Consider the following 4,409-nt stretch of genomic DNA (forward strand, 5'->3'; position numbering starts at 1 on the left):
GGCTTCACCCGTGCCGGCGCGGCGCTGCTGGCCCATGCCCGCCTCGCGCTGGCTACGATCAATCGTGCCACCGAAGAGGTGAAGCAGTTGACCGGTCAGGGCAACGCGCGGGTCAATATCTCTGTCACCCCGGTGATGGCGGCGGCCAACCTGCCGCGCCTGGTCAACGAATTCTACCGGATCTACCCGGATGGTGTGCTTCGGCTGAATTCCGACATGCTGTCATCGGTCGTGCGGCAATTGCTGGAGGGAACACTTGATTTCGCGGTGGCCTTTGCGCAACCGCTTGAACTGCCGCCGGAGCTGGGCTTTCACCAGATCAACGTGTTGCCCATCATCCCGATCACGCGCGGCGAGTCGAGCATCGGCACAAAACTGAGCTGGCAGGAGCTGGCGCAGCATCGCTGGGCGATCAATCCCTCCGAGGGTGGCAACGATATCTATGTGCTGCAATGGCTGGCACGACGGGGCGTGACCCTTGCACAGCCGCCGCTGGAATGGACCTCGCCCTATATGATCTCGATCTTGAACGCATCCATTGATCTGGTCACCCTCTGCCCCGCCCCCCTATATGAACGACAGCTGCGCCCGCTTGGCCTGAAGGTGATCGAGGTCCCGGAGCTGCCGCCAAAGATGCCGCTTGGGGTGATCTACCGCAAGGGCATGCCGCTTTCCGATAGCGCGCAGATGATGCTGGACATGGTGACCCGTATCGGCGCGACATTGACCTAGCTGACCTGCCCGCGCCACCCGCATATCCCCCGCCCGCGTGTCCAAACCCGCTCATTCGCGCAGGAAATGCGGTTTCCCACTTGACCCTCGCGACGCCCATGTCATGTACATCTCATGAGTACGGCACGTTTAAAAATCAACCTCGATGCGCTGGCGATCAACTGGCGTAATCTGGATGCCAAGACCGGCTGCGAGACCGCCGCCGTGGTCAAGGCCAATGGCTATGGTCTCGATGCGGGCCGCGTCGGCAAGACGCTGGCGCAGGCTGGGGCGAGAAACTTCTTTGTGGCGGTGGCCGAGGAAGGCATCGCGCTGCGGCGCGCGCTTGGCCCCGGACCGGGGATCTCGGTGTTTTCCGGCCATATGGAAGGCGACACCAAACTGCTGCGCGACTTCCAGCTGACGCCGATGCTGAACTCGCTCGACCAGATGCTGCGCCATTTCGAGAGCCTGCCTGGCCATCCCTTTGGGGTGCAGCTGGACAGCGGCATGAACCGTTTGGGCATGGAGGCCGCCGAATGGTTTGCCGTGCGTGACATTGCCCTGGCCCAGAACCCGGTCCTGTTGATGTCGCATCTGGCCTGCGCCGACGAGCCCGGCCATGGCATGAGCCCCTATCAGCTGAAGAATTTCACCGACATGACCGAGGGGCTGAATATCCCGCGCTCGCTCTCCGCCACCGGCGGGCTCTTGCTCGGTCGGGACTATCACTTCGACCTCTGCCGCCCCGGCATCGGCCTTTATGGCGGTGCACCCTATGACAATGCCCTGCCCGTGATCGAGCTGGAGGTGCCGGTGATCCAGACCCGCGAGATCGCGCAGCGTGAGAGTGTCGGCTATGGCAACAGCTGGGTCGCCCAACGTGACAGCCGAATCGCCACCATCGCGGCGGGCTATGCCGACGGGCTGCATCGCGCCTTTCAGCGGCAGGGCATCATGGCCTATGCCGGCTCTACCCCCTGCCCCGTGGTCGGACGGATCTCGATGGATCTGATCACCGTGGATGTCACCGATCTGGACGAGGTGCCCGAAACCCTGAGCCTGATCAACGAGGTGCAGACCGTCGATGTTCTGGCCAAGGCCGCCGATACCATCGGCTATGAGGTTCTGACCTCGCTCGGCAATCGCTACGCACGGACCTATACTGCATGACCCCAATCACCGCCCTGGGCCTGATTGGCCGCACCTCTCTGGGACGGCTGGCAGCGCTGGGGCGGATCAGCCGTTTCGCCGCCTCCGCCTTCAGCCACATGATCCGCCCGCCCTATTACCCGCGTGAATTGGCGGTGGCGCTGTTGAACATCGGCTGGCTGAGCCTGCCGGTGGTGGCGCTGACCGCGGTGTTCACCGGCGGCGCGCTGGCCTTGCAGATCTACGCCGGCGGCGCGCGCTTCAACGCCGAGGCGGTGGTGCCGCAGATCGTCGCCATCGGCATGGTGCGTGAACTCGGCCCGGTGCTGGTGGGGCTGATGATCGCGGCGAGGGTGACCTCCTCGATCGCGGCGGAAATCGCCACCATGAAGGTGACCGAGCAGATCGACGCACTGGTGACGCTCTCCACCAATCCGATGAAATACCTCGTAGCGCCCCGCGTGCTGGCAGCGCTGCTGACGGTGCCGGTGCTGGTCGGCATCGGCGATATCATCGGCATTCTGGGCGGCTATACGGTGGCGACCAAGACGCTGGATTTCAACGCCGCCGCCTATCTCAAGAACACGGTCGATTTCCTGGAGCTGCGCGACATCATCTCCTCGCTTGCCAAGGGCGCCGTCTTTGGCACCATCGCGGCCGTGATGGGCTGTTACTACGGCATGCAGTCGGGTCGTGGCGCGCAGGGCGTGGGCCGCGCGACCAAAGGCTCGGTCGAGGCCGCCGCAGTGATGATCCTGGCCGCCAACTTCGTGCTCACAGGGGTGTTTTTCTCGCTATGACCCATCCCATGATCGAGATGAAACAGGTCCAAAAGGCCTTTGGCAGCAATGAGGTGCTGCGCGGAGTTGATCTGGAGGTCGCCAAGGGCTCCTCGCTGGTGATCATCGGCGGTTCCGGCACCGGCAAATCGGTGGCGCTGAAATGCATCCTCGGGCTGATCGAACCCGACGCGGGCGAGATCCGCGTTGATGGCCAGTCTGTCGGGCGCCTCTCCGGTCAGCGCGACCGCGACGCCTTTCTGGCGCGTTTTGGCATGTTGTTTCAGGGCGCGGCGCTGTTTGACAGCCTGCCGGTCTGGCAAAACGTCGCCTTCCGCCTGCTGCGCGGCCGTCTGGCGCGCCCCCGCGACGAGGCCCGCGAGATCGCCATTGAAAAATTGCGCCGTGTTGGCCTGAAATCCGACGTCGCCGACCGCCTGCCCGCCGAGCTTTCGGGCGGCATGCAGAAACGCGTCGGCCTTGCGCGCGCCATCGCCGCCGAGCCCGAGATCATCTTTTTTGACGAACCCACCACCGGTCTGGACCCGATCATGTCCGGCGTCATCAACGATCTGATCCGCGAGATCGTGGTGGAGATGGGCGCGACCGCGATGACCATCACCCACGACATGACCTCGGTGCGGGCGATTGCCGACAACGTCGCCATGCTGCACGGCGGCAAGATCCGCTGGACCGGCCCGGTCAGCCAGATGGACGACAGCGGCGATCCCTATGTGGAACAATTCATCTCCGGCAGCGCGGAGGGGCCGATAGAGGCGGTGCGGTAATGCTGGCAGGAACAATCATCTCGGGCGCATCCGTGCTGTTTTTCATAATCGCAGCGTGGTTGGAGGTTGCCAAAGGACCAGCGCTTAACGCGCCACTCCTTCGCAGGAACTTCTATCGCAAGGCTAGCTTTCGCCTAATGGGCGCGCTGTTTCTTTGCCTGTTGTCCTTTCGCGGCCTGTCCTTCGCGAGTGCGTCCATGAGCCTGAATTGGAGCCTAGTGGCTGCACTCACAATCGCTTTGTCCGCTCTGAACTGCGTTTTCCTATGGCGCGTGAAGCTCGGTATTTCGCGTCTCCGCCATACCACGACGTAGGATGCCGTTCCTCCGCCTCGCCACCCTGTCGCTGCTGGTCCTCTACCCTGTTGCGTGGTTTGCGCCCCTGATGCGGGCGGGGTTGCTGCCGATCTTTGGCCTCAGCGAAATCTCCGTCATCACCGGCCTGCAAAGCCTTTGGGACAGTGACATCGCGCTGGCGCTGATCGTCACCGCCTTTGCGCTGTTTGCGCCCTATCTGAAAACCGTCGGCCTGCTCCTGGTGCAGTTCCACCTGCTGGATCGCCGCACCCTGCCCGCGCTCGATATCCTCGGCAAACTCGCCATGGCGGATGTGTTTCTGATCGCCCTCTATATCACGCTCGCCAAGGGGATCGGCTATGCCACCATCGAGGTCGCCTGGGGGCTCTACCTCTTCACCGCCTGCATTCTGGCCTCCATCGTCCTGTCGATCCTGACCAAACGCTGCCCCGAGTCGGCAGTGGGTCAATGACGGCCCAACGGGCCGCCGCGCGCCGCGCGGTCGCAGATCATTGAGGCGATGACGACTCGGAGAACACTTGCCCCGGCGCGTTCAGGGCAGACCTGCCCCTGAACCGCTTCTCAGCAAGCCCTTCTCTTGCGCCGCGCAGCGGCGCGCGGCCCAACAGGAGCAGATCATCTCTGGATGATCGCCCGACTGGCGGGAGGGCGCCCCTTTCTGG

5 protein-coding genes are annotated in these 4,409 nt (G+C 63.6%); all 5 read left to right on the forward strand.

What is annotated here, in order from left to right:
- A partial coding sequence (locus HCZ87_RS19940) for a substrate-binding domain-containing protein (protein ID WP_167646753.1) occupies positions 1-732 on the forward strand: 732 nt, incomplete at its 5' end.
- Between the two features lie 114 nt (positions 733-846).
- Positions 847-1,884, forward strand: coding sequence for an alanine racemase (gene alr, locus HCZ87_RS19945; RefSeq protein ID WP_167646755.1), 1,038 nt, complete (start codon positions 847-849; stop codon positions 1,882-1,884).
- On the forward strand, positions 1,881-2,663 hold the full coding sequence (locus HCZ87_RS19950) for an ABC transporter permease (RefSeq protein WP_167646757.1): 783 nt from the start codon (positions 1,881-1,883) through the stop codon (positions 2,661-2,663). Before alr ends, HCZ87_RS19950 begins: the two co-directional genes overlap by 4 nt.
- A gap of 8 nt (positions 2,664-2,671) precedes the next feature.
- Entirely contained in the window at positions 2,672-3,430 is a 759-nt protein-coding gene (locus HCZ87_RS19955; RefSeq protein ID WP_167646761.1) for an ABC transporter ATP-binding protein, read from the forward strand.
- A gap of 315 nt (positions 3,431-3,745) precedes the next feature.
- Positions 3,746-4,198, forward strand: coding sequence for a paraquat-inducible protein A (locus tag HCZ87_RS19960; protein WP_167646759.1), 453 nt, complete (start codon positions 3,746-3,748; stop codon positions 4,196-4,198).
- Positions 4,199-4,409: the final 211 nt, after the last annotated feature.

Origin of the sequence: Phaeobacter sp. HF9A (genome assembly GCF_011806385.1) — a bacterium.
Taxonomy (GTDB): Bacteria; Pseudomonadota; Alphaproteobacteria; order Rhodobacterales; family Rhodobacteraceae; genus Epibacterium.

What these genes read in the sequence shown, in the direction of transcription:
- HCZ87_RS19950 (WP_167646757.1), top strand. Translation starts at nt 1,881, where the DNA reads ATGACCCCAATCACCGCCCTGGGCCTGATTGGCCGCACCTCTCTGGGA.
- HCZ87_RS19960 (WP_167646759.1), top strand. Translation starts at nt 3,746, where the DNA reads ATGCCGTTCCTCCGCCTCGCCACCCTGTCGCTGCTGGTCCTCTACCCT.
- HCZ87_RS19955 (WP_167646761.1), top strand. Translation starts at nt 2,672, where the DNA reads ATGATCGAGATGAAACAGGTCCAAAAGGCCTTTGGCAGCAATGAGGTG.
- alr (WP_167646755.1), top strand. Translation starts at nt 847, where the DNA reads ATGAGTACGGCACGTTTAAAAATCAACCTCGATGCGCTGGCGATCAAC.